Consider the following 24,789-nt stretch of genomic DNA (forward strand, 5'->3'; position numbering starts at 1 on the left):
GCGTCCGTGCGACCCCGCGCGGCCGCCGCAAGAGGAGAAACGCACAGATGACCCCCGCGCGAAAAACCACCGGGCGCGTAGCGTTCGTGGGCTCCGGGCCCGGCGACGCCGGCCTGCTCACGGTCCGTGCCCAGGAGCTGCTGACCAAGGCCGAGGTCGTGGTGACCGACCCCGACGTGCCCCAGGCCGTGCTGGCCATGGCCGCCGAGGGCGCCGAGGTCCGGCCCGCCGTCGGCGAGGCCACCGAGGTCGCCAAGGACCTGACCGCCGAAGCGAAGGCCGGCCGGCTGGTGCTGCGGCTGGTCGCGGGCGACCCGCTGACCACCCCGGCCGTGGTGGCCGAGGTCCAGGCGGTCGCGCGCACGAGCGCCGTGTTCGACGTCATCCCGGGTGTCTCCCCGGCTGCGGCCGTCCCGGCGTACGCGGGCGTCGCGCTGGGCGGCACGCACACCGAGGTCGACGTCCGCGGCGACGTCGACTGGGCGGCACTGGCCGCCGCGCCCGGCCCGCTGGTGCTGCACGCGACGTCGGCCCACCTGGCCGAGGCCGCGTCGGCGCTGACCGGCAACGGCGTCCCGGCGTCGACCCCGGTCGCGGTGACCGCGAACGGCACCATCAACACCCAGCGCACCCTCGACACCACGCTCGAGAAGGTCGCCAACGACGCCGGCGAGCTCGTCGGCCCGCTGATCGTCACGATCGGCCAGGCCGCCGGGCAGCGCTCGAAGCTGTCGTGGTGGGAGTCGCGCGCGCTCTACGGCTGGAAAGTCCTGGTTCCGCGCACCAAGGAGCAGGCCGGCGAGATGGCCGAGCGCCTGCGCGGCCACGGCGCGACGTCGCACGAGGTCCCGACCATCTCGGTCGAGCCGCCCCGCAGCCCGGCGCAGATGGAGCGCTCGGTCAAGGGCCTGGTCGACGGCCGCTACCAGTGGATCGTCTTCACCTCCACCAACGCGGTCCGCGCGGTGTGGGAGAAGTTCGAGGAGTTCGGGCTCGATGCCCGTGCGTTCTCCGGCGTGAAGATCGCCTGCGTCGGCGAATCGACGGCGGCGAAGGTGCGCTCGTTCGGCATCATCCCGGAGCTGATCCCCTCGGGCGAGCAGTCCTCGGAAGGCCTGCTGGCCGAGTTCCCGCCGTACGACGACGTCCTGGACCCGGTCGACCGCGTGCTGCTGCCGCGGGCCGACATCGCCACGGAGACGCTGTCGGCCGGCCTGCGCGAGCGCGGCTGGGAAATCGACGACGTGACGGCGTACCGCACGGTCCGCGCCGCGCCGCCGCCCGCCGAGACCCGCGAGATGATCAAGACCGGCGGTTTCGACGCGGTCTGCTTCACCTCGTCTTCGACCGTGCGGAACCTGGTCGGCATCGCCGGCAAGCCGCACACCCGCACGCTGGTCGCGTGCATCGGCCCGAAGACGGCGGAGACCGCCGTCGAGTTCGGGCTGCGAGTGGACGTCCAGCCGGAGAAGGCCGACGTGCCGCACCTGGTGGACGCGCTGGCGGAGCACGCGGCGCGGCTTCGCGCCGAGGGTGCGCTGCCGCCGCCGCGGAAGGCGAAGCGGGCGCGCCGCTCCTGAGGTGCGCGTAGTTCGTGAAGGCCACCTTGAGCTCCTCGAGGTGGCCTTCACGCTTTCGCGGAAACGACCGGAGTAACCTGGTCGGAGTGTTCCCCGAGCATCGTCCCCGCAGGCTTCGCACCACCCCGGCCATGCGCAGGCTGGTGGGCGAAACCACGCTGCGGCCACGCCAGCTGATCCTCCCGATGTTCGTCGCCGAAGGGCTCGACTCGCCGCGGCCGATCTCGAGCATGCCGGGCGTTGTCCAGCACACCCGGGACACGCTGCGGAAGGCCGCCGTCGACGCGGTCAACGCCGGGGTCGGGGGGCTCATGCTCTTCGGCATCCCGCAGACCCGCGACGCCGAGGGCTCCGGGGCCGTCGACGAAAACGGGATCCTCAACGTCGCCCTGCGCGATCTGCGGCAGGAGCTCGGTGACGCCACCGTGCTGATGGCCGACACCTGCCTCGACGAGTTCACCGACCACGGCCACTGCGGCGTCCTGGACGCCGACGGCGGGGTCGACAACGACGCCACCCTGCGGCTGTACGCCGAGATGGCCGTCGCGCAGGCCGAAGCCGGGGCGCACGTGCTCGGGCCGTCCGGGATGATGGACGGCCAGATCGGTGTCATCCGGCGGGCACTCGACGAGGTCGGGCACAGCGACAAGGCCATCCTCGCCTACTCCGCGAAGTACGCCAGCGCGTTCTACGGCCCCTTCCGCGAGGCCGTCGATTCGCAGCTCAAGGGCGACCGCAAGACCTACCAGCAAGACATGGGCAACGCCCGCGAAGCGCTGCGCGAGATCGAGCTGGACCTCGCCGAGGGCGCGGACATGGTCATGGTCAAGCCGGCGCTGGCCTACCTGGACGTGATCAAGGCGGCGGCGGACATCTCGCCGGTGCCGGTGGCCGCGTACAACATCTCGGGCGAGTACGCGATGGTCGAAGCCGCCGCGGCGAACGGCTGGCTGGACCGGGAACGGACCGTCCTCGAGGTGCTCACCTCGATCCGCCGGGCGGGTGCCGACATGATCCTCACCTATTGGGCCGCGGAAGCTGCTGCCTGGCTGGACTGACCCGTTAGAGTCCTGGCCGTGGAAGACAAAGAGGACCTCACCGGTCTGACCGACGACGAACGCCGCAAAAAGGGCCGCTCGCCGGATCCGGTGCTGCCGGGGCAGAAGGCGCCCAAGGCGACGCCGCCGCGGCCGGTGGCCCTGTCGTTCTGGCTGTGGCTCGCCGGTGGCGTGGTGCTTATCCTCAGCTACGTCCAGCTGCTGAGCAGCAAGTCGGCCGTCATCGACCAGTTCGTGAAGGCGACCACCGACTCGAAGTACACGCCGCAGATGATCGCGGACGGCGTCACGACGCTGCTGTGGTACCTGCTCGGCGGCGCGGTCGTGTTCGTGCTGCTGTTCCTGCTCTTCGCGTACAAGGCCCGCGAAGGCACCCGCTCGGCCCGGACGGTGCTGACCATCCTGCCGATCGTGATGCTGCTGCTGATCATGACGATCGCGCCGATCATCAACTACCTGACGCTGGTCTCGGTGCTGCTGTTCGTGATCGCGCTGGTGATGATGTACCTGCCGTCGGTCGCGAGCTACTTCCCGAAGGCCGGCCGCAAGCCGTGAGCGACCGGCTCTACGCCGAGTCCGGTGTGAGCTGGGGCGCCGTCGTCTGGGGCCCGGTGTTCGCGGTCGTCGGCGCGCTGTTCGAGCTGGTGACGGGCGGTCCGGTGCACGTCGTCGGCTGGCTGCTGGTCGGCGCCGGGCTGTGCGTGATCACGGTGCCGTGGGTGTACGCGCGACGCCGCTTCCTCTCCCTCGAGGTGACGACGAAGCAGCTTCGCCAGGGCCGCGAGAAGGTCCCGGCGGACCAGCTCGCCTCGGTGACGGACGTCGGTGCCCCGGTCGGCGCCCGCGTGCTCGGGGGCGGCTGGTCGGTGCCGCGGAAGTACGACTCGCTGCCGGTGGAGCTCGCGGACGGCACCGTCGTGCTGGCGTGGGCGAAGGACGTCGAGGCCCTGCAGGACGCGCTCGACCGGCTCGTCCGGGCGACGCCGACGGAAGCATGAGAAAATCCCCGCTGTGATCGACCTTCCGCAGCCCACCGGGGCCGAGCTCTGGCCGCCGGAAGAACCCGGCCCGCAGGCCCGGCTGAACAAGCCGTGGCGGCTGCTCGTCGCCGTCGTGGAAGTCGTGCTGGCCGTGGCCGCCGGGTGGGCGGCCTACGCGCTCTGGCACTCCGGCGCCGCCACCGTCGTCACCCGCACCGACGACGGCGCCGTGCTCGAGTCCCACCGGTACTTCGGCGGGTCGCTCGCCGCGGCCATCGGGCTCGGCACCGTGGCCGCGCTGTTGCTGGTCGACGCGGTGCGTCAGCTGCTGCTCGCGATGCGTGCGCGGCAGCTCAAGCGCAAGGACTGATACACAGCTCCCGCACAGGGAACCCCCAGTCAATTGCTAAGCGGCGGTCCCAAGGTAGCCGCATGACGCGCGGGCGTGCCTCGAAGGCATGGGTGATCAACGGTGCTCTGGTCGTACTGCTGGCCGGGGCCGGTTTCGGGATATACCAGGCATTCAGCCCCGAACCGAGCACGGCGCAGGCGCAGTCGCGCAGCACCCCGGTGCGGCGGGCGACGGTCACCGAGACCATCTCCGCCGCCGGGACGCTCGCCAGCAGCTACACCGGCGCGGCGAACTTCTCGGGCGCCGGCAAGGTCACGTCGATCGACGTGAAGGTCGGCGACGTCGTGAGCGCCGGCCAGAAGCTCGCCACCATCGACAGCACGCAGGCGGCGAAACAGCTTCAGGTCGCGAAGGCGAACCTCGCGGTCGCCCAGGACAGCCTGGACTCCGCCGAAGACGCCGAAGACACCCCGGCGACCGGGCAGAACAGCCAGAACGGCACGCAATCGGCGGCGAACAGCGTCACCTCGGCGCAGGCCAAGCTCGACCAGGCCCAGCTGGACGTCCAGACCGCGCAGGAAACCCTGGACAACACGACGCTCTACGCGCCCGGCGCCGGCACCGTCACCGCGGTCAACGGCACCGTCGGGCAGCAGTCCTCCAGCGGCTCGGCGAGCAGCAGCGCCGGCAGTTCCCCGTCGTCGAGCGGCAGCGGTCAGGGCGGCCAGGGCTCGTCGAGCAGCGCCGCGTCGAGCAGTTCCAGCTCCGGCAGCAGCGGCTTCATCACCATCACGAACATGACCGGCCTGGTCGTGAACACCTCGGTCGCCGAGATCGACGTCAGCAAGGTCAAGGCCGGCCAGAAGGCCACGGTGACGCTCAACGCGCTGCCGGACAAGCCGGTCCAGGCCACCGTGTCGAGCGTCAACCTGACCCCGACCACGAGCGGCAGCGTCGTCTCCTACGGCGCCCAGCTCGCGCTGACCGACCCGCCGGACGGGCTGCGGCCCGGCCAGTCCGCGAGCGTCGTGATCACCGTCGCCTCCGCCGACAACGCGCTGAGCGTGCCGGCCGCGGCCGTGACGACCGCGGGCAACACCAACGTCGTCACCGTGCAGGAGAACGGCCGGAACGTGACGCGTCAGGTGCAGGTCGGCCTCCGCGGCGAGTCGACCGTGCAGATCACCTCCGGGCTGACCGAGGGCGAGAACGTCGTGCTCACCGGGACGTCTTCGGCCACCGGCACCGGCCGGACCGGCACCGGGACGGGCGGCACCGGCGGGTTCCCCGGCGGCGGGACCGGCGGGTTCCCGGGCGGCGGCCAGCGCGGCACGGGCACGGGTGCCGGCGGCGGATTCGGCGGCCGCGGGTGAAGCCGGTGATCGCGGTCTCCGGGCTGCGCAAGACCTACGGCGCCGGCGAGACGGCGGTGCACGCCCTGCGCGGCGTCGAGCTCACCGTCTGGCCGGGCGAGTACGTCGCCATCATGGGTGCCTCCGGCTCGGGGAAGTCGACGCTGCTGAACATGCTGGGCTGCCTCGACGTCCCGACGTCCGGCCAGTACCTCTTGGACGGCTTCGGCGTCGGACGGCTGAACGAGCGGCAATTGGCGTTGCTGCGCAACCGGAAGATCGGTTTCATCTTCCAGTCCTTCAACCTGGTGCCGCGGACGTCCGCGTTGTCCAATGTGGAGCTTCCACTCGTCTACAGTGGACTCAAGCGGTCGGAGCGGCGGCGGCGCGCGCTGGCGGCGCTGGAGATGGTGGGGCTGTCCGACCGGGCCAAGCACCTGCCCAGCGAGCTGTCCGGCGGGCAGATCCAGCGCGTCGCCGTGGCGCGGGCGCTGGTCACCGGCCCGGCGATGCTGCTGGCCGACGAGCCGACCGGCAACCTCGACCGGCGCAGCACCGAAGACGTCCTCGGTGTGTTCGACCGGCTCAACTCCCTCGGGCGCACCATCGTCGTCATCACGCACGAGGACGAGGTCGCCGCGCACGCGCACCGCGTGGTGCGGGTCGACGACGGGCTCATCGTGTCGGACGAGGTCACGCGCGCCGTGGGAGCGGTCTCGTGAACCTCCTCGAAATCCTGCGCTTCGCCGTCCGCGGGCTCACCGCGAACAAGCTGCGCTCGGCGCTCACCACGCTCGGCATCACCATCGGCGTCGCCGCGGTGATCCTGCTCGTCGCGGTCGGCAACGGCGCGTCCGCGGCCATCGCGGCCAGCATCCAGGGCCTGGGCACCAACGTCGTCAACGTCTCGCCGGCGCGCGGCGGCGGGCAGGGCGCGTCCGCGCGGCCGCTGACCGTGCAGGACGCCCACGCGCTCGTCGACCCCGTCGGCGCCCCCGACGTCAAGGCCGCGTCGCCGGTGGTGAACACGACGGCGACCGCGACCTACGGGCAGACGTCGTACGACATCTCGAGCGTCGCGGGCACCGAACCGGCGTACTTCGCGACGACGAACCGTGACCTCGCCCAGGGGCAGCTGTTCACCGCCGAAGACGTCACGGCCGCGCGGAAGGTCGTCGTGCTCGGCCCGACGACGGCGGAGTCGATCTTCGGCACCGCTGACCCGGTCGGCAGGAACGTGCTGCTCAACAGCATCCAGTTCACCGTGGTCGGGGTGCTGCAGGCCAAGGGCAGCACCGGGCTGCAGAACGCCGACGACGTCGCCATCGCGCCGATCTCGGCCGTCCAGAACTCCCTCGCCGGGTACGGCAGCCTCAGCCAGATCGCCGTCCAGGCCACGAGCGCCGACTCCGTCTCGCTGGCCCAGTCCGAGATCACCGCGATCCTCAACGCCCGTCACGGCATCCGGCTCGGCGGCACCGCCGACTACCAGATCCAGAACTCCGAGCAGCTGCTCGCGACCCGGACGTCGGCGACCGAGACGTTCACCGTGCTGCTGGCCGCGGTCGCGGCGATCTCGCTGCTGGTCGGCGGCATCGGCGTCACCAACATCATGCTGGTCACGGTGACCGAGCGGATCCGCGAGATCGGCATCCGCAAGGCCATCGGCGCCCCGCGCGCGGCCATCCTCGGCCAGTTCCTCGCCGAAGCGACCATGCTCAGCCTGTTCGGCGGGCTGCTCGGCGTCGCGATCGGGCTGATCGGCAGCCGGTTCACCATCTCCGGGATCAAGCCCGTCGTGGTGCCGTCGTCGATCCTGCTCGCTTTCGCCGTATCCGCCCTGATCGGGCTGTTCTTCGGCAGCTTCCCGGCGAACCGGGCCGCCAAGCTGCGGCCGATCGACGCGCTGCGTCACGAATAAGGAGTCTCCGATGTCCTCGCCCGTACCCGACCCCGCACTTTCACGTGAAAGTGCGACTTTGCCGCACAAAGCTGCACTTTCACGTGAAAGTGCGGCCGAGGAGATCGTGGCGGCACCGGCGGTCGACGGTGACCTGAACGCCGAGATGCGCCGGGCGGCCAAGCCGTTCTCGCGCAGCACGCTGGTGCTGGCCGGGCTCGTCGTCCTCGCGATCGCGTTCGGCGGCGGCGCCTGGACGCACGCGGCGTTCGGCTCGTCGTCCTCCTCGGCACCGACCCGCCCGGCCGGCGGCACCCAGGGCGGCCAGCAGGCCGGCCCCGGGCAGCAGGCCGGCGGCTTCCGCGGCGCCGGCGGGCGCGGCACCACCGGCACGGTCGACCGCGTCGAGGGCACCACGGTGTACGTCAAGACCGCGCAGGGTACCGACGTCAAGGTGTCCACATCGGACTCGACCGCGGTCGGGGTGACCCAGCGGGGCAAGCTGGCCGACCTCAAGCCGGGCTCGACCGTCGTCGTCCAGGGGCAGGCGGGCGACGACGGCACGGTGACCGCGCAGGCCATCACCCAGGAGGCGGCGCGCTAGTTGAGGGCGACGATCGCCGCGTTGAGGGCGGTCGCGTAGCCGATCCAGGCGAGGTAGGGCACCAGCAGCACCGCCGCGAGCCTGGACCGGCGGCCGAACAGGACGATCGTCACGACCACGACGACGTCCAGCACGATGATGTCGACGAGCGCCGCCGTGGCCGCGCCGCCTTCGAAGAACAGCGGCGTCCACAGCAGGTTGGCCAGCAGGCCGATGCCGTACGCGGCGAACCCGCGGGTCTCGCCGTCCGTGCGCCAGTACAGCCAGCCGGACAGGGCGATGGTGACGTACAGCACCGTCCACACGGGACCGAACCAGGACGCCGGTGCCGCCCACGACGGCTGTTCGAGCCGCGCGTAGACGTCCTTCGCCGAGGTCGCGGCCAGTGCGGCGACCACGGCCACGACGGCGACGACACCGAAGAACCCGGCCAGCACCAGCCACGGGTTGCGGTGCGGCACGCGATCGGTCACCGGCTGTTCCCCTCCCGGGCGGCGTCCGGCCATCTTAGGCGGGTTTGCCACACTGGAGCGGTGAGCACTGGAACCGAGCAGTCCAAGGCATGGTTCGACCGCGCGAAGGCGGCCATCCCGGGCGGGGTGAACTCGCCGGTCCGGGCCTTCAACTCGGTCGGCGGCACGCCGCGGTTCATGGTCCGCGGCGAGGGCCCGCACCTGTGGGACGCCGACGGCAACCGCTACGTCGACCTGGTCTCCTCCTGGGGCCCGATGATCCTGGGCCACGCGCACCCGCACGTCGTCGAGGCGGCGCGCGCGGCGGCGACGTCCGGGCTGTCGTTCGGCACCCCGACGATCGGCGAGGTCGAGCTGGCCGAGGAGATCATCGGCCGCGTCGAACCCGTCGAGCGGATCCGGCTGGTCAACTCGGGCACCGAGGCCACGATGAGCGCGATCCGGCTGGCCCGCGGGTTCACCGGGCGCTCGAAGATCGTGAAGTTCGCCGGGTGTTACCACGGTCACGTCGACGCGCTGCTCGCCCAGGCCGGCTCCGGCGTCGCGACGCTCGGGCTGCCGACGTCGCCGGGCGTCACCGGCGCCCAGGCCGGGGACACGCTGGTGCTGCCCTACAACGACCTCGACGCCGTCCGGAAGTCCTTTGCGGACAACCCGGGTGAGATCGCCGCGGTGATCACCGAGGCCGCGGCCGGGAACATGGGCGCGATCGCGCCGGACGAAGGCTTCAACGCGGGCCTGCGCGACATCGCCCACGAGCACGGCGCGCTGCTGGTCATGGACGAGGTGATGACCGGGTTCCGCGTCTCGCGCGCGGGCTGGTTCGGCCTCGAAGGCGTGGCCGGCGACCTCTACACGTTCGGCAAGGTGATGTCCGGCGGCCTGCCGGCGGCGGCCTTCGGCGGCCGCGCCGACGTCATGGCCAAGCTCGCCCCGGGCGGGCCGGTCTACCAGGCCGGGACGCTGTCGGGGAACCCCGTCGCGGTGGCCACGGGCCTCGCGACGCTGCGCGCGGCCGACCACGCCGTGTACGCGGCGCTCGACGCCAACGCGAAGCGCCTCGGCGACCTCTTCCGCCGCGAGCTGAGCGCCGCCGGGGTCGCGAACACCGTCCAGTACGCGGGCAACCTGGTGAGCGTGTTCTTCGGCGACCGGCCGGTGCGCGACTACGCCGGCGCGCAGGCGTCCGAGACGTGGCGGTACCCGGCGTTCTTCCACGCGCTGCTCGACGCGGGCGTGTACGGGCCGCCCAGCGCGTACGAAGCCTGGTTCGTCAACGCGGCCATGGACGACGAAGCGTTCTCGGTGATCGAAGCGGCCTTGCCCGCGGCGGCGCGCGCGGCGGCGGAGGCGGTCAAGTGACGACCGTCGTCCACATGCTGCGCCACGGCGAAGTGCACAACCCCGAGAAGATCCTGTACGGCCGGCTGCCGGGCTACCGGCTGTCCGAGCGCGGGCAGCGCCAGGCGCTGACGGTCGCCGAGGCCGTCGCGGGCCACGACCTCGTGCACGTCGTCGCGTCGCCGCTGCAGCGCGCGCAGGAGACGGCGGGCCCGATCGCCGCCGCGCACCGGCTCGACATCGCGACCGACGAGGACCTGATCGAGGCGGGCAACCAGTTCGAGGGCCTGCACGTGGCGGTCGGCGACGGCGCGCTGCGGGAGCCGCGGCACTGGCCGAAGCTGGTCAACCCGTTCAAGCCGTCGTGGGGCGAGCCGTACCTGGAGATCGCGCACCGGATGCTCGGCGCGGTCCACCGCGCGCGGGAGGCGGCGGATGGTCACGAGGCGCTGTGCGTGTCGCACCAGCTGCCGATCTGGACGTTGCGGCGGTTCCTCGAGGGCAAGAAGCTGTGGCACGACCCGCGCCGCCGCCAGTGCTCGCTGGCGTCGTTGACGTCGCTGGTCTTCGACGGCGACTCGCTGCGGGAGATCGTCTACAGCGAGCCCGCGGGCACGACCGACCCGAAGGTGACCGGCGCATGAAACGGCTGGTCGTCGGGGCCGTGGCGGTGCTTGCGCTGGCCGGCTGCAGCGCGGGCAAGGACGCGGTGGTGCAGGGGAGCAGCTTCAGCTTCGTCTCCCCGGGCGGCAAGGTCGACATCACCTACGACGTCGCCCAGCGCCAGACCGCCCCGGTCCTGGCCGGCGACGACCTGATGCACGAGGGCAAGCAGCTGTCGCTGGCGGACTTCCCGGGCAAGGTCGTGGTGCTGAACCTGTGGGGTCAGTGGTGCGGGCCGTGCCGCACGGAGGTGCCGGAGCTGGAGTCGCTGGCCAAGCAGGCCCCGGGCACCCAGGTGGTCGGCATCGACGTCCGCGACCCGGCCCGCGAGGTGGCCCAGGACTTCGTCCGCGACCGGCAGCTGACGTACCCGTCGATCTACGACCCGGACGGCCGGGTCCTGCTCAAGCTGAGCGGCTACCCGCGCAACATCATCCCGTCGACGATCGTCCTGGACAAGCAACACCGCGTGGCGGCGGTGTTCCTGCGGCCGGTCCTGGCCCAGGACCTGCTCCCGGTCACGCAACGCCTGGAGGCCGAGCCCGCCTGACGGTGGGACCTACGTCCTGATCTGCTGTGACCGAGGTCCTGTGAAGCGGCCCCGGCGTTCTCACCAGGACCTCACTGCCTACCCTCAACGGGGTGAACTCCGTGACCGAGCTGGCGATCTCCGGACCGCTGCTGCTCGCTGCGGGCGTCGCGCTGCTGGCCGGGGCCATCTCCTTCGCCTCGCCCTGCGTGGTGCCGCTCGTGCCGGGGTACCTCGCGTACCTCGCCGCGCTCGTCGGGGCGGACGCGCCCGCGGTCAGCGCCGGCGAAGAGCGCAAGCGCGGGCGGTGGGCCGTTCTCGGGGCCGCCCTGCTCTTCGTGCTCGGGTTCACCGTCGTCTTCGTCGCCACGTTCGGCACGCTCGTCTGGCTGGCCGACACCCTGGTCGTCAACCAGGACCTCCTCCAGCGCATCGGCGGCGTCCTCACCATCGCCATGGCGCTGGTCTTCCTCGGCTGGATCCCCGGCCTGCAGCGCGACGTCCGCTCGCACCGCGTCCCGGGCGGCGGCGTCTGGGGCGCCCCCGTGCTCGGCGCGATCTTCGGGCTCGGCTGGACGCCCTGCATCGGCCCGACGCTCTCGGCCGTCACGACGCTGGCCAGCGCCACCGGCGGTGCCGAAGCCCGCGGGTACCTGCTGATCGCCGTCTACTGCCTCGGCCTCGGGCTGCCGTTCCTGCTCATCGCGCTCGGCGCCCGCTGGGCCGTGCGCGCCACCGACTGGGTGCGCCGGCACGGCCGCCAGGTGCAGATCTTCGGCGGCGTGCTGCTGATGATCGTCGGCATCCTGCTGGTCACCGGCGTGTGGGGAGATCTGATGGGCTGGCTCCGCAACGAGCTCGCCGGCAACCTGGAGCTGCCGCTGTGACCACCACGGAAGCGCCCCCGAAGACCCCGCAAGGCCCGACGCCCGCGAAGCGCACCTTCGCCTTCGTCCGCAACACCTGGCGCGGCCTGACGTCGATGCGCACCGCGCTCGTCCTGCTGTTCCTGCTCGCGCTGGCCGCCCTGCCGGGTGCGCTGCTGCCGCAGCGGAAGCTCAACGCCCCCAAGGTCGACGAGTACATCAGCGCCCACGGCTGGTGGGGCACCCTGCTCGACAAGCTCGAGTTCTACGACGTCTACTCCAGCATCTGGTTCTCGGCCATCTACCTGCTGCTGATGATCTCGCTGATCGGCTGCCTGACCCCGCGCAGCTTCGAGTACGTCAAGGCGATGCGCGCCAAGCCGGTGCTGACCCCGCGCAACCTGGCCCGGATGCCGCACTACCGGCTCGGCCGCGGCAAGCCGGACGTGTCAGACGCTGCCGCCGAAGTCGCCGCCGTCCACAAGCACCTGTCGGGCTGGCGCCGGGTCGAGCGCGAAGAGGCCGACGGCGTCCGCACGATCTCCGCCGAACGCGGGTTCCTGCGCGAGACCGGCAACCTCGTCTTCCACTTCAGCATGCTCGGCCTGATCGTGTTCTTCGCGCTGGGCAAGATGTTCGGCTACGAGGGCCAGGTCATCGTCCAGGCCGACGGCGACAGCTTCTGCAACTCCGGCATCTACAACTACGACTCCTTCAACGCCGGGCTGCGCGTCGACGGCACCGACCTCGACCCGTTCTGCGTGAAGGTCGACGACTTCACCGTGCGGTACACCCCGGCCGGCGAGCCGGAGTACTACCACGCGAACATCCAGTACCAGTCCGGCGAAGACCTCGAAACGAACACCTGGCGCCCGTACGGCCTCGAGGTCAACTCGCCGCTGCGCACCGCCGGCGACCGCGTCTACCTGCTCGGCCAGGGCTACTCGCCGCAGTTCACGGTCACCTTCCCCAACGGCGACAAGCGCACCCAGAACACCCAGTGGCGCACGGTCGACCCGACCACGATGCTCGCCGAAGGCGCGACGAAGTTCGACCAGCCGGGTGTCACCGACGAGGTGCAGCGGCGGACCCGCCAGCTCGCCGTCACCGGCCTCTTCGCGCCGACGTCGTTCCTGCACGGCAACGTCCTGACGTCCTCGGCGCCGGAGCTGAACGACCCGTCCGTGGCCGTCGACATCATGCGCGGCGACCTCGGCCTCGACGCCGGGCGCGGGCAGTCGGTGTTCGAGATCGACCAGTCGCTCGTCGACGACGGCAGGCTGAAGAAGGTCGCCCGCGAGAACCTCAAGGTCGGCCAGGAGATCAAGCTCGACGACGGCACGAAGGTCCGCTTCGACGGCGTCAACCACTGGGTTTCCCTGCAGGTGTCCCACGACCCGACGCAGGGGTTCGTGCTCGGCTTCGCCATCGCGATGTTCCTCGGCCTCGGCGCGTCACTGCTGGTCAAGCGGCGGCGGCTGTGGGTGCGGGTGAAGCCGGGGACCGAAGACCACCCGGGTACCGTCATCGAGGTCGCCGGGCTGGCCCGCACGGACCAGGCCGGGTACGGCGAAGAGTTCCACCGGATCAGTGAACGCCTGATCAGTGGTCAGAAGGGCTGAGGCATGCCGATCAACGAGACGCTGTCGCAGTACAGCGACTGGCTGTACACCACCGCCGCGGCGATCTACGTCGTCGCGCTGATGATGACGCTGATCGAGCAGGGCTTCGGCGCCAAGGGCCGGCTCGCCATGGAACGCGCCCAGCGCCGCTCGCGCGAGCTCGTCGGTGCCGGCGGCCCGCCCATCGAAGAGGTGCCGGCCGGGCAGCGCGAGGTCGGCCGCCCCGAGCGGATCGGCCGCATGGGCGCGTCGCTGCTCGTGCTCGGCGCGGTGCTGCAGCTCTCGGCGATCGTGCTGCGCGGGCTCGCCGTGCACCGCGCGCCGTGGGGCAACATGTACGAGTACGGCATGGCGGTCACCTTCATCACGGTGGTCACCTGGATCCTCGTGATGGCGAAGTTCCCGGTCCGGCACCTGACCGGCTTCCTGCTGCTGCCCGTCGTGATCCTGATGTTCATCAACGGCACGCTGCTGTACACGATCGCGGCGCCGGTCCAGCCCGCGCTGCAGTCGTACTGGCTGGTCATCCACGTCTCGGCGGCCATCATCGGCTCCGGCGTCTTCCTCGTGCCGGGTGTCGCGAGCGTCCTCTACCTGTTCCGCTCGGCGTACGAGAAGGACGAGACGAAGTTCGCCCGGTTCGCCTCGAAGCTGCCCGCGGCCGACGTCCTCGACCGGATCGCCTACCGGACCACCATCTTCGCCTTCCCGGTGTTCACCTTCGGCGTGCTCTGCGGCGCCGTCTGGGCCGAGTCCGCGTGGGGCCGGTTCTGGGGCTGGGACCCCAAGGAGACCGTCGCGTTCATCGCCTGGGTGGTCTACGCGGCCTACCTGCACTCGCGGGCGACGGCGGGCTGGCGGGGCGCGCGGGCCGCGGCCATCAACATCGTCGGGTTCGCCGCGATCATCTTCAACCTGTTCTTCGTGAACCTCGTCACCGCGGGCCTGCACTCCTACGCCGGGGTGGGCTGAGCGTCCCGCGAGGACTCCGACTACCGTCGTGACCGGGGGAGAGCGATGTCGGGGCGAGTGCGCGGAGGTTTACACCGGTGACCGGACCCAGCGAAGAATCGGCTCCTGGCCACCCCGAACAGGCCGACCCGGCCGCTGCCCCGCAGCAACCGGGCCTGTTCGCCGACGACCGGACGGACTCCCACCCGCACCCGGAGACGTCCGGGGCCTTCGACGCGCAGCCCACGCAGGCCGTCCCGCCGCCGCCCAACCCGGCGGTGTCCGGCCCGCACCAGGTGAACCCGGCCGTGTCCGGTCCGCATCAGGTGAACCCGGCCGTGTCGGGGCCGCACCAGGTGAACCCGGCCGTGTCCGGGCCGCACCAGGTGCCGCCGGGGCCTCAGTACGGCTACGACCAGAACCTGCCGCCGCTGCAGCCGCAGTACGGTGACCCGGCCCAGCAGTACGCCCAGGCCCAGGCGCAGTACCCGCAGCAGCCCCAGCAGCCCTCGGGCCTGCCGCAGCCCCAGGGCGGGCGGCACGCGGCGCCGCCGCAGCAGCCGGGCCACGGCCACGACCTGTCCACCGCGCACCTGGTCAAGCAGGTCAAGCGGCCCCCGCAGTCCGGCTGGCGCAAGGCGCTCTACGTCGGCAGCGGCAAGCTGGTCAACCCGGGGGAGAGCCCGGCGGACACCCGCCGCCGCGAGCTCATCGCGCGCGTCAACCAGCCCCTGCGCGGCTGCTACAAGATCGCGATGCTGTCGCTCAAGGGCGGCGTCGGCAAGACGACGGTGACCACGACGCTGGGTGCGACGTTCGCCTCCCTGCGCGGTGACCGCGTCGTCGCCGTGGACGCCAACCCGGACCGCGGGACGCTGTCGCAGAAGCTCCCGCTGGAGACCACCGCGACGGTCCGCCACCTGCTGCGCGACGCGGCCCGCATCACGCGCTACAGCGACGTCCGGTCCTACACGTCCCAGGGCTCCAGCCGGCTGGAAATCCTCGCCAGCGAGCAGGACCCGGCCGTGTCGGAGGCCTTCTCCGAGGACGACTACCGGCGCACGGTCAACCTGCTGGAGCACTTCTACAACATCGTGCTCACCGACTGCGGCACCGGACTGATGCACTCGGCGATGAAGGGCGTCCTGGACGTCGCGGACGCGCTGGTGGTGGTCTCGTCCGGCTCGGTCGACGGTGCCCGCAGCGCCTCGGCGACCCTGGACTGGCTCGAGGCCCACGGCTACGGCGAGCTGGTCAAGCGCTCGGTCGCGGTGATCAACTCGGTCCGCCCCAAGGGCGGTTCGGTCGACCTCGACAAGCTCTCGGCCCACTTCGGCGCGAAGGTCCGGGCGGTCTGCAAGGTGCCCTTCGACCCGCACCTGGAGGAAGGCGCGGAGATCGAGCTGGACCGCCTGAGCGGCGACACCCGCCTCTCGCTGCTGGAGCTGGCGGCCACGGTCGCCGACGGCTTCGCGACCCCGCTCTCGCAGGGCTACCGCTGAGCCGCTCGCCTGCCAGGTCGTGAGTGGTAAGGGCGGTTCCAACCCGTCTTGCCACTCACGACGTGCTGCGGCGGACCGGTCTGCTCAGCCGTCTTCGTCCCGGCGCTTGCGCTGCTGTTCGGCCAGCTGGCGCAGGAAGTCGGGGTCGTCGTCCGGGGCGAGCGGGGCGCGGCGCGGGGTCGACGGCACCATCCGCTGACCGGCGAACGACCGCCACAGGAGCAGGGCGACGACCAGCGCGCCGACCGCCGCGAGCAGAGCGAGCATGCCGGATCCTTCCGTGTGGGTCCCCCGAGGTTAGCCTCTTCAGCCGGGTTTGGGCGCCAACGTCGTCGTGCGGGTGACGCCGGCAACGACAAAGGGCCGCGCGGGACGGGGTGGTTCCCCGTACCCGACACGGCCCTGCGCCGGAGGTGGTTCAGGCGTTGCGCGCCGGTTCGCTGGCGTCGGTGGTCAGCTCGGCCAGGAGCTCGTTCACCTCGGACTCCCGGAACCGCCGGTGCCCGCCCGGGGTCCGGATCGAGCCGATCCGCCCCGCCGTCGCCCACCGCGTCACCGTCTTGGGGTCCACCCGGAACAGCGCTGCCACCTCGCCTGGGGTGAGCAGGCGTCCGCCCATCGTCGCGGTCATTTTCCGCCTCCTTAACGAACTCACTGCTATACCGGAGGCATCCGGGCCCTTCTGCCCGTCGCGCCGGGGTAGCCAACACGGCAATCGTTGCACTTCACCCGTCGGGTACTCGAACGGTTGTCCAAGAGTAAAGAGCCCTTAAAGGTCAAAACGGACAGTTTGTTTACGGTGTGCAACTAAAATTTCGTGACGTGAAGTGCGAGAACGCCGTTCGCGCGGGTCACCGACGGCGAGGTGTGGTGCCAATGGGGGATTGTCCAACCGCATAGAGTGATCCCCGTGGATCAGTTGGACCGGAAGATCATCGCGGCGTTGCGCATCAACGGACGGGCCACCTACGCCGATCTCGGGCGGGCCGTCGGGCTGTCCGCGTCATCGGTGCACGAGCGGGTCGGCAAGCTGGAAGCCGCCGGCGTGATCACCGGCTACCACGCGGTCGTGGACCCGAGCTCGGTCGGGCTCGGCGTCACCGCCCTCGTCGGCATCCATCCCACCGACACCGCGACCGAGGACGACGTCGCCCAAGCGCTCGGCGAGCTCGACGAGGTCGAGAGCTGCTACGCGGTGGCGGGCGACGAAGCGTTCGTCGTCAAGGTGCGCGTGGCGACCGTCGACGACCTGGAGCGGGCCCTGGGCCGGCTCCGGCGCATCCCCGGCGTCGGGCGGACGAACACCACGGTCGTGCTCTCGACGCGGTTCGAGGGGCGCCCGAACAACGCAGGCCTGCAGAAGGACCGGGCGGGCGGGGCGTAGCCTGCGTTGGTGTGAGCGACGAGAAGGCCGGAAACCTGCCACGTGACCTGACGCTGTACCTGCTGGCGCGGTTCGTGCTGGTCGGGGCGATCGCGTGGGGCCTGTCCCTGGCCGGCGTGCCGCTGCTGGTGGCGCTGCTCATCGGCCTGGTCGTCGGGCTCCCGCTCGGCCTGCTGCTCTTCCGCGGCCTCAACGCCCGCGTCACGGCCGGCCTGGCGAAGCGCAACGAGAAGCGCGCCCGGGCCCGTGCCCAGCTGCGCGCCCAGCTCCGCGGGGACACCGCCGGGCAGCCGGAGTGAGCCGCCCGCACAGCCGCAGCTGGGTCCGCGAGGCCGTCCGCATCATCGAGGCCGACGCCAACCGCAGCGCCGACACGCACCTGCACGTCTTCCCGCTGCCCCCGGAGTGGGGCATCGACCTCTACCTCAAGGACGAGTCCGTCCACCCGACCGGCTCGCTCAAGCACCGCCTGGCCCGGTCGCTGCTCCTCTACGGGCTGGTCAACGGCCACATCGGGCCGGACACCGTGCTCGTCGAGGCCTCCAGCGGCTCGACCGCGGTGTCCGAGGCCTACTTCGCCCGCATGCTCGGGCTGCGCTTCATCACGGTCGTCCCGCGCAAGACGTCGAGGGAGAAGATCGCCCTCATCGAGTTCTACGGCGGCGAGTGCCACTACGTCGACGAAGCCCCGGCGATGTACCCGGAGGCCGAGCGGCTCGCGGCCGAGTGCGGCGGGCACTACCTCGACCAGTTCACCTACGCCGAGCGCGCGACCGACTGGCGCGGCAACAACAACATCGCCGAGTCGGTGTTCGCGCAGATGCGCTCGGAGCGCCACCCGGTGCCCAGCTGGATCGTCGTCGGCGCGGGCACCGGCGGCACGAGCGCGACCTTCGGCCGGTACGTCCGCTACAAGCGGCACACCACGAAGGTCTGCGTCGTCGACCCGGAGAACTCGTCGTTCTACGGCGCCTGGGAGACCGGCGCGCTCGACTACGCCACCGGTATGCCGTCCCGGATCGAAGGCATCGGGCGCCCGCGCTGCGAGCCGTCGTTCGTGCCGGGCGTCATCGACGAGATGTTCCGGATCCCCGACGCGGGCTCCCTGGCGGCCATCCGCCTGCTGCGCGAGCGCACCGGCCACTGGGCGGGCGGCTCGACCGGCACCAACCTCTACGGCGCGTTCCGGCTCATCTCCCGGATGGTCGAGGACGGCCAGGCGGGCAGCGTCGTGACGCTGCTCTGCGACGGCGGCGAGCGGTACGCGCACACGTACTACAACGACGACTGGCTGGCCCAGCAGGGCCTGGACCTGGCCCCGCACACGGCGTTGTTCGAGGAGTTCCTGACGACCGGGAAGTTCTTCGTCCCGGAGAGCTAGAAGTGATGTTCAGGGACGTTGTCCCGAGTTGTCCCCGCTGATCCGACCGCACGCCCCGCACCGGCACCGCCGTGCTGCACACCGTCATCGATGACCACTCGCCGGCTGACCGACCTCCCGGAGAGCTAGAAGCTCAGCGCGACGGCGGCGAGCACGGCCCAGGCGAGCATCGCCAGGCCGGTGTCCCGCAGCGCCGGGATCAGGGCCCGCCCCTGCTGCCCGCCGCCGACCGCGCGGACCGACTTCAGCAGCATCGGCGCCGTCGCGAGGGTGATCAGCAGCAGCGGGTGGAAGATCCCGAGCACCACGCTGAGCACGTACGGCACCGCGATCAGCACCAGGTACAGCCGCCGGGTGCCGCCGTCGCCGAGGCGGGTGGCCAGGGTGCGCTTGCCGGACTCGACGTCCGTCGGGATGTCACGCAGGTTGTTGGCGGTCAGGACCGCCGTCGAGAACGCGCCGACCGCGACCGCGCACGCCAGCGCGGCCCAGCTGACCCGGCCCGCCTGGACGTACACCGTGCCGAGCACGCCGGCCAGGCCGAAGAAGACGAACACGGCGATCTCGCCGAAGCCGTAGTAGCCGTAGGGCTTCTTGCCGCCGGTGTAGAACCACGCGCCGAGGATGCACAGCGCGCCCATCACGAGCAGCCACCAGTGCCCGCTGGCGACCACCAGCACGAGCCCCAGCACCCCGGCCAGCCCCAGCGAAACCAGCGCGGCGGTCAGCACGGCCTTGGGCGCGGCGACCCCGGAGCCGACCAGCCGCAGCGGCCCGACGCGGTGCTCGTCCGTGCCGCGGATGCCGTCGGAGTAGTCGTTGGCGTAGTTGACGCCGACGATCAGCGAGAGCGAGACCAGCAGCGCCAGGACCGAACGCCACCAGGAAAACGCGTCCAGCGCGATCGCCGCGCCGACCCCCGCCACGACCGGCGCCACCGCGTTGGGCAGCGTCCGGGGCCGGGCCCCCTCGATCCACTCGCTCACTGAAGCCATGGCGCCATTCAACGCCATGTCGATCAGTGCCCGGCGGGAACCCGGGCCGTCGCGGGCACGCCGTCCAGGGCGTCGAGCTGCGCCCGGACGCGGTCGGCGTCGCGGCCGCGGTCCTGCTGCCGGTACATCTCGAGCGCCTCCCGCCACGCCGCGCGGGCCTCGTCGTGGTGGCCGAGGGCGGCGAGCGGCTGGCCGAGGCGGTCGAGGGTGTCGGCGACCTGGAACGTGTTCCCGCGGTCGCGGTAGAGCGTGAGCGCCCGCCGGTAGTGGTCGATCGCGGTCTCGTGCCGCCCGGTGTGGAACTCGATGTAGCCGAGGCTGTCCAGGGTGTCCGCCTCGGCGTGCGTGTCGCCGTGGTGGCGGTGCAGGGCCAGCGCGGCTTCGCAGTGGCTTCGCGCGGTCTCGTGGTCGCCGACCTGGGCGGCCAGCCACCCGACCTGGTTGAGCTCGCGCGCCTCCCACACGGGCCTGCCGAGAGCGCGGAAGAGCGCCAGCGCGCGGGTGGCGTGCGCCAGGGCCCGCCGGTCGTCGCCGCGCAGCTGCCAGACCCACGAAAGCCCGTGCTGGGCGAGGCTCTGCTCGGTGCGGTCGTCGTGGAGCTCGGCCAGCGCGATGGCTTCCTGCAGGTGCTCGACGGCTTCGTCGTGCCGCCGCAGGTTCGCGTGGACGTCGGCGAGCAGCCGGTGCGCGCGGCTCAGCGCGGCCGGGTCGGCCAGGTGCGCGGCGGCGTCCAGTGCCGCGCGCCAGCCGGCCAGCCGGTCGTGGAGCATGCCCCGCCGGTTCTGGAAGGTGTGCGTTCCCCAGGCCAGCTGCCACACCACGTCGTGCCACGCGGCGGCCGCGGCGGTGCGCTGGGCCGCGATGAGGTTCGCGTGCTCGGTGTCGAACCAGGCCAGCGCGGCGGTGTCGTCGGGCAGCGGGTGCGGTGCGGCGCCCGGCGCGGGCGCGGCGAGCGGGACGGCCTGGCGGTGGGGGTCGAGGTGGTGGTCGGCGGCGTGCGCCGTGTGGACGTAGTGGTCCAGGACCCGCCGCAGCGCCGCTTCCCGCTCGTCCGCCGGGAGCTCGCGCTCGGCGGTCGTCGTGGCGTAGTCGTGGATCAGGTCGTGCATGGCGTACCGGCCGCCGGGACGGCGGGTCAGCAGCGACGCCTCCTCCAGCATGCTCAGCACCTTGGCCGTCCGGCGCGGGGGCAGGCCGGCGAGGGCCGCCGCGGCCGGCAGCCCGGTGTCGGGGCCGGGCGCGGTGCCGAGCAGGGCGAACACCGTGCGCTGCTCGGCCGTGAGCGCGCGCAGCGACCACGACAGGACCGTGGGCAGGCTCACGGCGGGGTCTTCGTGGTCGAGCGCGTCGAGGCCGAGGTCGCGCAGTTCGGCGGCGAACTCCGCGAGCGGGATGTGCGGGCGCGTGTGCGCGTGGCGGCTCATGATCGCCAGCGCCAGCGGGTAGCGCCCGCACAGGCCGATCAGGTCCTCGACCGCCCGCGGCTCGGCGGCCAGCCGTGCCGCGCCCAGGCGTTCGGTCAGCAGCGCGCGGGCTTCGCCGTGGGTGAGGATGTCGAGCTGGAGGTGCCGGGCGCCGTAGCGCGTGATCAGCGGGGCGAGGTGGCGGCGGCTGGTCACCACCGTCGTGGCCGCCGAGCTGTCCGGCAGCAGCGGGATCACCTGGCCGGCGTCGGCCGCGTTGTCCAGCACGACCAGCATCCGCTTGCCCGCGACCAGCTGCCGGTACAGCGCGGCCTGCGCGTCCGGATCGGGCGGGACGCGGCTGGGTGCGACGCCCAGCGCGCCGAGGAAGCCCCGCACCACGACCGACGGCTCCAGCGGGGCGTTCGCCGACGAGAAGCCGTGCAGGTCGGCGAACAGCCTGCCGTCCGGGAACCGGTCGCGGTGGGCGTGCGCCCAGTGCAGCACCAGCCACGTCTTGCCGACTCCGCCGGCCCCGGCCAGCGCGGAAATCTGCACCACACGTCCCTCGTCCGCCTCGCGGTGCGCGGCCGCGGTCAGCGCGGCGAGCTCGTCCGCGCGGCCGATGAACGACGGGGGCGCCGCCGGGAACCGGTCCGGGATGACGCCGTCGGCCGGTCCCGGACCGGCCGGCTCCGGCGCACCGCGCAGGATCCGCTGGTGCAGCTCCCGCAGCGGCGGGCTCGGATCGGCGCCCAGCTCCTCGGCCAGCCGGTGCCGGAGCCGCTCGTAGTGCTCGAGGGCGTCGGCCTGGCGGCCGCTGCGGTAGAGGGCCAGCACGACCTGACCGGCGAGCCGCTCGTCCAGCGGGTGTTCGCGGCTCCACGCCGTCAGGTCCGCGAGCAGCCCGGCGTGCCGTCCCCGGCGCAGCCGCAGGTCGGCGTGGTCGAGCCGGGCCGACCACCGTTCGGCGTGCAGGGACCGGCGCAGGTCGGCGGCCCACGGGGTGTCCAGCTCGGCCAGTGCGTCGCCGTGCCAGAGCCCGAGCGCCCGCTCGAACAGTTCCTCGGCGGCGTCGTCCCCGGCTTCGCGCGCTTCGGCCACGAGCCGGCGGAACCGGTGCAGGTCCACCGCGCCGGGGTCGACGCGCGGCAGGTAGCCGCCGGGGAGCCGCCGGATCTCCAGCCCTTCAGCGGCCGGTGAATGCCGGAGCCGGGACAGGTAGCTGTGCAACGACTCCCGCGCGCGCAGCGGCGGGCGGTCCGCCCACACCCGGTCGATCAGCCGCTCGACCGGGACCGGCCGGTTCGCGTCGGCCAGCAGCGCCGCCAGCACGGCGCGCTGCCGCGCGGGCCCGAGCTCGACCGGCTCGCCGTCCACCCGGGCCTCGATCGGGCCCAGCAACCGGAACTCCACCACCACCGCGCCTCCCCTCGCCCCCGCATTCGACCAGCTCGTTCAAGCGGTCTGCAAGGTCCGGGCAAGGCGGAGGGGGCACGATGGGGAAGACCGGGGGACCCGCGCCATCGAGGGGTTGGCACGGTTCCCGCCGGTCGACCGGTCAGTCGGTCGTCGGGAGCTGCCAGGTGAGCTGGCCGCTGTTCGGGGCCACGGCGGGACCGTCGGCCAGCGCCGTGCCCACCGGGAGGAGCACTCCCAGCGCGACGGCGGTGCTGATCAGGGCGGTGCGGAGCCAGCGCGTCATGGTGCGTAGCCAAGCGTGCGCACGCCGTCAATGTCAACGAAGTGCCACCATTCAGCCGCGCGAACCCGACGTCAGTAGGGCCTTCACCGCCGCCCGGTCGATCTTGCCGGGGCCGCGCAGGGGCAGCTCGGTGCCGAATTCGACGCGCTTGGGGGTCGAGGCCGGGCCCAGCTCCGCGCGGACCGCCGCGCGCAGGTCGCCCGGCTCGCCCGCCGGGACGACCAGCGCCACCACGGCCTCGCCCCACTCCGGGTCCGGCAGGCCGACGACGCACGCGTCCCGCACCCCCGGCTGCGCGCACAGCACGCGTTCGATCGCGTTCGCCGACACCTTCACACCGCCGGTGTTGATCATGTCGTCCGCCCGGCCCAGCACCTCCAGGCGGCCGTCTTCGTGCCGGGCCCCGCGGTCGGACGTCGTGAACCAGCCGCCGGAGAACGCCTCCGCGGTGAGGTCCGGCCGGCCCCGGTAGCCGTGCGCGAGCACGTCGCCGGCGATGCGGATCCGGCCGCCGTCGAGGTCGACGCGGACGCCGTCGAGCGGGAAGCCGTCGTAGACGCAGCCGCTCGCCGTCTCGCTCATCCCGTACGCGGGCACGATCCGGACCCCGGCCTCGGCGGCGCGCTCGCGCAGCGCCGGGGTGGTCGCGGCCGCGCCGAGCACGATCGCGTCGAACGTCTTCGCCGCGGCCAGTCCCGCGCCGCCGTCGTCGAGCAGCCGGACCAGCTGGGTCGGCACGAGGGCCGTGTACCGCGGGCCGCCGGTCAGCCTCGCCGCCGCGGCCGCGAAGTCGGCCGGGCGGAAGCCGGTGCCGGTCAGGAACGCGGGCTCGGTGCCCGCGAGCAGCGACCGGACCAGCACCTGCAGCCCGCCGATGTAGTGCGCCGGGGTCGCCAGGAGCCAGTGGCCGGGGCCGCCGAGGCGGGCGTGCGTGGCCTCGGCGGACGCGGTCAGCGCGCGGGCCGAGAGCAGCACGCCCTTGGGCGCGCCGGTCGAGCCCGAAGTGGCGATGACCACGGCCGTGTCCGGCTCGGCGGGCTCACCCGGGGCCATCGCGTCCCGCAGCGCGGGGTCGGTGAACGGCAGCACGGCCGGCCCGCCGTCCAGCGCGTCCGCGACCGCGCGCTTCAGCGTGGCGAGCGCCGCCGGGGAGCCGTCGAGGGGGATCGGGAGCAGCTCAGTAGTAATAGGGGACGTCCTTGAAGTCGGGGTCGCGCTTCTGCAGGAACGCGTCGCGGCCTTCGACGGCTTCGTCCTGCATGTACGCCAGGCGGGTGGTCTCGCCGGCGAACAGCTGCTGGCCGACCATGCCGTCGTCGGTGAGGTTGAACGCGTACTTCAGCATCCGCTGCGCCGTCGGCGACTTGCCGACGATCGCCCACGCCCAGTCCAGCGCCTCTTTTTCGAGGTCGGCGTGCGGGACGACGGCGTTGACCGCGCCCATCCGGTGCATCTGCTCGGCGGAGTACTCGCGGCCGAGGAAGAAGATCTCGCGGGCGAACTTCTGCCCGACCATCTTGGCCAGGTAGGCCGAGCCGTAGCCGGCGTCGAACGAGCCGACGTCGGCGTCGGTCTGCTTGAACTTGGCGTGCTCGGCCGAGGCGAGGGTGAGATCGCACACGACGTGCAGGGAGTGCCCGCCGCCCGCGGCCCAGCCCGGCACGACCGCGATCACCGGTTTCGGCAGGAACCGGATCAGCCGCTGGACCTCGAGGATGTGCAGCCGGCCGGCTTGCGCGGGGTCCACCGTGTCGGAGGTCTCGCCGCTCGCGTACTGATAGCCGGAGCGTCCGCGAATACGCTGGTCACCACCGGAGCAGAACGCCCACCCGCCGTCCTTGGGCGAGGGGCCGTTGCCGGTGAGCAGGACGCAGCCGACGTCCGAGCTCATCCGGGCGTGGTCCAGCGCCCGGTAGAGCTCGTCGACGGTGTGCGGCCGGAAGGCGTTGCGGACCTCCGGACGGTCGAACGCGACGCGCACCACGCGCTTGCCGCCGCGGTTCTCAGCGGAACGGTGGTAGGTGATGTCGGTGAAGGCGAAACCTTCGACCTCGGTCCACGCGGCCGGATCGAACAGCTCGGAAACTCGGGCGTCATCCACGTTTGGGAGAATAGGACCTGTGGACATCTCTGATCTGTCTGGAGCCT

The 24,789-nt window shown here is 72.2% G+C and carries 27 protein-coding genes; 19 read left to right on the plus strand and 8 right to left on the minus strand.

The features are described 5' to 3' along the window. The first annotated feature begins 47 nt into the window (after nucleotides 1–47). The 9 genes from AB0B33_RS07130 (at nucleotide 48) to AB0B33_RS07170 (ending at nucleotide 7,826) form a co-directional block, all read left to right on the plus strand. A complete protein-coding gene (locus tag AB0B33_RS07130) occupies nucleotides 48–1,580 on the plus strand; it encodes a bifunctional uroporphyrinogen-III C-methyltransferase/uroporphyrinogen-III synthase (RefSeq protein ID WP_360767947.1) in 1,533 nt (510 codons plus the stop codon). 86 nt (nucleotides 1,581–1,666) lie between these two features. Beyond that, nucleotides 1,667–2,638, plus strand: a complete 972-nt coding sequence (gene hemB / locus AB0B33_RS07135; protein ID WP_360767949.1) for a porphobilinogen synthase — start codon at nucleotides 1,667–1,669, stop codon at nucleotides 2,636–2,638. Between the two features lie 18 nt (nucleotides 2,639–2,656). Next, nucleotides 2,657–3,193, plus strand: coding sequence for a hypothetical protein (locus AB0B33_RS07140; RefSeq protein ID WP_247015378.1), 537 nt, complete (start codon nucleotides 2,657–2,659; stop codon nucleotides 3,191–3,193). After that, nucleotides 3,190–3,636, plus strand: coding sequence for a hypothetical protein (locus AB0B33_RS07145; RefSeq protein WP_360767952.1), 447 nt, complete (start codon nucleotides 3,190–3,192; stop codon nucleotides 3,634–3,636). Before AB0B33_RS07140 ends, AB0B33_RS07145 begins: the two co-directional genes overlap by 4 nt. A 13-nt stretch (nucleotides 3,637–3,649) precedes the next feature. Beyond that, complete coding sequence (locus AB0B33_RS07150; protein WP_247015374.1) at nucleotides 3,650–3,988, plus strand: hypothetical protein; 339 nt, start codon at nucleotides 3,650–3,652, stop codon at nucleotides 3,986–3,988. A 62-nt stretch (nucleotides 3,989–4,050) separates the two neighbouring features. Continuing rightward, nucleotides 4,051–5,343 (plus strand): HlyD family efflux transporter periplasmic adaptor subunit, encoded by a 1,293-nt coding sequence (locus AB0B33_RS07155; RefSeq protein ID WP_360767955.1) that lies wholly within the window; start codon nucleotides 4,051–4,053, stop codon nucleotides 5,341–5,343. Continuing rightward, nucleotides 5,340–6,044 carry an ABC transporter ATP-binding protein gene (locus tag AB0B33_RS07160; RefSeq protein ID WP_281506203.1) on the plus strand — a complete coding sequence of 235 codons (705 nt, stop codon included), beginning with the start codon at nucleotides 5,340–5,342 and terminating at the stop codon, nucleotides 6,042–6,044. The genes AB0B33_RS07155 and AB0B33_RS07160 overlap by 4 nt, the downstream gene beginning before the upstream one ends. After that, nucleotides 6,041–7,243 (plus strand): ABC transporter permease, encoded by a 1,203-nt coding sequence (locus AB0B33_RS07165; protein ID WP_360767959.1) that lies wholly within the window; start codon nucleotides 6,041–6,043, stop codon nucleotides 7,241–7,243. Before AB0B33_RS07160 ends, AB0B33_RS07165 begins: the two co-directional genes overlap by 4 nt. Before the next feature lie 10 nt (nucleotides 7,244–7,253). Next, a complete protein-coding gene (locus AB0B33_RS07170; protein ID WP_360767962.1) occupies nucleotides 7,254–7,826 on the plus strand; it encodes a hypothetical protein in 573 nt (190 codons plus the stop codon). Here AB0B33_RS07170 and AB0B33_RS07175 read toward each other — a convergent pair. Then, nucleotides 7,823–8,299, minus strand: coding sequence for a TspO/MBR family protein (locus tag AB0B33_RS07175; protein WP_247015364.1), 477 nt, complete (start codon nucleotides 8,297–8,299; stop codon nucleotides 7,823–7,825). The two genes, AB0B33_RS07170 and AB0B33_RS07175, sit on opposite strands and share 4 nt — an antisense overlap. Before the next feature lie 60 nt (nucleotides 8,300–8,359). On the opposite strand from AB0B33_RS07175, the gene hemL reads away from it, so the two are divergent. The 7 genes from hemL (at nucleotide 8,360) to AB0B33_RS07210 (ending at nucleotide 15,773) form a co-directional block, all read left to right on the plus strand. Beyond that, a complete protein-coding gene (hemL, locus tag AB0B33_RS07180) occupies nucleotides 8,360–9,661 on the plus strand; it encodes a glutamate-1-semialdehyde 2,1-aminomutase (protein ID WP_360767965.1) in 1,302 nt (433 codons plus the stop codon). Then, a complete protein-coding gene (locus AB0B33_RS07185; RefSeq protein WP_247015360.1) occupies nucleotides 9,658–10,284 on the plus strand; it encodes a histidine phosphatase family protein in 627 nt (208 codons plus the stop codon). The genes hemL and AB0B33_RS07185 overlap by 4 nt, the downstream gene beginning before the upstream one ends. Beyond that, the gene (locus AB0B33_RS07190) at nucleotides 10,281–10,853 is read left to right on the plus strand and encodes a redoxin domain-containing protein (RefSeq protein ID WP_360767968.1); all 573 of its coding nucleotides are present in this window, start codon (nucleotides 10,281–10,283) and stop codon (nucleotides 10,851–10,853) included. Before AB0B33_RS07185 ends, AB0B33_RS07190 begins: the two co-directional genes overlap by 4 nt. Before the next feature lie 92 nt (nucleotides 10,854–10,945). Then, nucleotides 10,946–11,719, plus strand: a complete 774-nt coding sequence (locus tag AB0B33_RS07195) for a cytochrome c biogenesis CcdA family protein (RefSeq protein WP_360767971.1) — start codon at nucleotides 10,946–10,948, stop codon at nucleotides 11,717–11,719. Beyond that, nucleotides 11,716–13,320 (plus strand): cytochrome c biogenesis protein ResB, encoded by a 1,605-nt coding sequence (locus tag AB0B33_RS07200; protein ID WP_360767974.1) that lies wholly within the window; start codon nucleotides 11,716–11,718, stop codon nucleotides 13,318–13,320. Before AB0B33_RS07195 ends, AB0B33_RS07200 begins: the two co-directional genes overlap by 4 nt. A gap of 3 nt (nucleotides 13,321–13,323) precedes the next feature. After that, a complete protein-coding gene (ccsB, locus tag AB0B33_RS07205) occupies nucleotides 13,324–14,292 on the plus strand; it encodes a c-type cytochrome biogenesis protein CcsB (RefSeq protein WP_360767977.1) in 969 nt (322 codons plus the stop codon). A gap of 77 nt (nucleotides 14,293–14,369) precedes the next feature. After that, nucleotides 14,370–15,773, plus strand: a complete 1,404-nt coding sequence (locus tag AB0B33_RS07210; RefSeq protein WP_360767979.1) for an AAA family ATPase — start codon at nucleotides 14,370–14,372, stop codon at nucleotides 15,771–15,773. An 84-nt stretch (nucleotides 15,774–15,857) separates the two neighbouring features. On the opposite strand, the gene AB0B33_RS07215 is transcribed toward AB0B33_RS07210, so the two are convergent. After that, nucleotides 15,858–16,040, minus strand: a complete 183-nt coding sequence (locus AB0B33_RS07215) for a hypothetical protein (RefSeq protein WP_247015337.1) — start codon at nucleotides 16,038–16,040, stop codon at nucleotides 15,858–15,860. A gap of 151 nt (nucleotides 16,041–16,191) precedes the next feature. Then, entirely contained in the window at nucleotides 16,192–16,404 is a 213-nt protein-coding gene (locus tag AB0B33_RS07220) for a BldC family transcriptional regulator (RefSeq protein ID WP_003081896.1), read from the minus strand. A gap of 279 nt (nucleotides 16,405–16,683) precedes the next feature. On the opposite strand from AB0B33_RS07220, the gene AB0B33_RS07225 reads away from it, so the two are divergent. Genes AB0B33_RS07225 through AB0B33_RS07235 form a run of 3 tightly spaced genes read left to right on the plus strand, consistent with a single transcriptional unit; the run spans nucleotide 16,684 to nucleotide 18,538 of the window. Continuing rightward, complete coding sequence (locus AB0B33_RS07225) at nucleotides 16,684–17,157, plus strand: Lrp/AsnC family transcriptional regulator (protein ID WP_247015334.1); 474 nt, start codon at nucleotides 16,684–16,686, stop codon at nucleotides 17,155–17,157. A gap of 11 nt (nucleotides 17,158–17,168) precedes the next feature. Continuing rightward, on the plus strand, nucleotides 17,169–17,456 hold the full coding sequence (locus tag AB0B33_RS07230; protein WP_247015332.1) for a DUF4229 domain-containing protein: 288 nt from the start codon (nucleotides 17,169–17,171) through the stop codon (nucleotides 17,454–17,456). Continuing rightward, nucleotides 17,453–18,538, plus strand: a complete 1,086-nt coding sequence (locus AB0B33_RS07235; protein ID WP_360767984.1) for a PLP-dependent cysteine synthase family protein — start codon at nucleotides 17,453–17,455, stop codon at nucleotides 18,536–18,538. The genes AB0B33_RS07230 and AB0B33_RS07235 overlap by 4 nt, the downstream gene beginning before the upstream one ends. Nucleotides 18,539–18,663: 125 nt before the next feature. Here AB0B33_RS07235 and AB0B33_RS07240 read toward each other — a convergent pair whose 3' ends face one another. The 5 genes from AB0B33_RS07240 to AB0B33_RS07260 form a co-directional block, all read right to left on the minus strand. Then, a complete protein-coding gene (locus AB0B33_RS07240; protein ID WP_360767987.1) occupies nucleotides 18,664–19,533 on the minus strand; it encodes a 1,4-dihydroxy-2-naphthoate polyprenyltransferase in 870 nt (289 codons plus the stop codon). 23 nt (nucleotides 19,534–19,556) lie between these two features. Continuing rightward, nucleotides 19,557–22,358 (minus strand): BTAD domain-containing putative transcriptional regulator, encoded by a 2,802-nt coding sequence (locus AB0B33_RS07245; protein WP_360767989.1) that lies wholly within the window; start codon nucleotides 22,356–22,358, stop codon nucleotides 19,557–19,559. Between the two features lie 139 nt (nucleotides 22,359–22,497). Beyond that, nucleotides 22,498–22,641, minus strand: a complete 144-nt coding sequence (locus AB0B33_RS07250; protein ID WP_247015324.1) for a hypothetical protein — start codon at nucleotides 22,639–22,641, stop codon at nucleotides 22,498–22,500. Between the two features lie 51 nt (nucleotides 22,642–22,692). Beyond that, nucleotides 22,693–23,817: an o-succinylbenzoate--CoA ligase gene (gene menE, locus AB0B33_RS07255; protein WP_360768615.1), complete on the minus strand. Its 1,125-nt coding sequence runs from the start codon at nucleotides 23,815–23,817 to the stop codon at nucleotides 22,693–22,695. 1 nt (nucleotide 23,818) lies between these two features. Next, nucleotides 23,819–24,742: a 1,4-dihydroxy-2-naphthoyl-CoA synthase gene (locus AB0B33_RS07260; RefSeq protein ID WP_247015322.1), complete on the minus strand. Its 924-nt coding sequence runs from the start codon at nucleotides 24,740–24,742 to the stop codon at nucleotides 23,819–23,821. Nucleotides 24,743–24,789: the final 47 nt, after the last annotated feature.

The sequence above is a fragment of the Amycolatopsis sp. NPDC049159 genome (assembly GCF_040648295.1).
Taxonomy (GTDB): Bacteria; Actinomycetota; Actinomycetes; order Mycobacteriales; family Pseudonocardiaceae; genus Amycolatopsis; species Amycolatopsis pretoriensis_A.